General features: G+C 45.3%; 1 protein-coding gene. It reads right to left on the bottom strand.

The window, feature by feature from the left end; all coding sequences use genetic code 11:
* On the bottom strand, positions 1 to 1,048 hold a 1,048-nt coding region (locus R7E42_RS25545), incomplete at both ends, for a diguanylate cyclase domain-containing protein (protein WP_318073317.1).

Genomic DNA, 1,048 nt, shown 5'->3' with positions numbered 1-1,048 from the left:
GCTCAGCCATGTGGATCAGCGCTTCGTTAGATACATCCCCTAAAACGGGGTGACGCCAGCGTAATAGCGCTTCTGCACCTATCCATTTGTGCGTATGAGGGTTCACCTTCGGTTGGAAATACAACATCAAATCGTCATTACGTACAGCTTGGAGCAGATAACTTTCGAGCTGATTATGGTTGTTCAACTCATGCGTGTGGCTCTCACAGAAGTAACTGTAAGCTTCACCCGACTCTTTACATAGCAACATCGCGTAACAAGCATTTTGTAGAAGCTGTTTAGCACTGCTCGAGCGATGAGCCTGAACTACGCCAACGTAGGAGTGCAAATGCACTTCTGTGTCGTTGATGTAGAAGTTCCCCACGCTGATGTTAGTGATTTTATCAAGCAGATTATGCAGTTTCGAATCAGCATCTTCTCCCCATAACAAAAGCACTAAGTCGTTTGAACTTGGGCGACCAGTAATGAAGTAGTTTGAATCGTTCATCCCAAGGCGCTTACGACATTCTTTGAGGATCTCATCAAACGCTTCAAAGCCGTATCGAGTTTGTATGCTACGCGCATTACTAAAGCCCACATTTATAACAATTAAAGACTGATGCCCGTGTTCTAGGGATTGAAGCGTATCTTCAACAACAGCTTCCAGAGCGGCGCGATTAAGAAATCCGGTACCTTGGTCATGGGTTTTCTGGTAGTTAACTTGTCTTTCAGCGGCTTTGCGGCGGTCAATTTCTTGAGTGAGTGAAAAGCTGAGTTGGGCGAGGTCAGTGGTTCGGTTTTCTACGCGATTTTTAAGTTCGCTGTTAAGTCTCAACAGTTTGTATTGTTGGTAGACAACAGCAAGTTGAGCTTCTATTGAGTCCTTGAACGTATTGAGCAATTGCCGGTAAGTTTCGCTGTACTCATTGGCTTTGGAGTCCAACATACAAATGGTTCCAAACGTTTCGCCATTTGGCCAAAACAACGGCAAACCACAATAGGAGAGCATACCAAGTTTGATGGCCGGATGATTCGCCCATTTTTCATCGTCAAGGGCATCGGGAACAAC

Origin of the sequence: Vibrio sp. Vb1337 (genome assembly GCF_033338715.1) — a bacterium.
Taxonomy (GTDB): Bacteria; Pseudomonadota; Gammaproteobacteria; order Enterobacterales; family Vibrionaceae; genus Vibrio; species Vibrio alginolyticus.
This window is presented reverse-complemented; position numbering and strand designations above follow the sequence as displayed.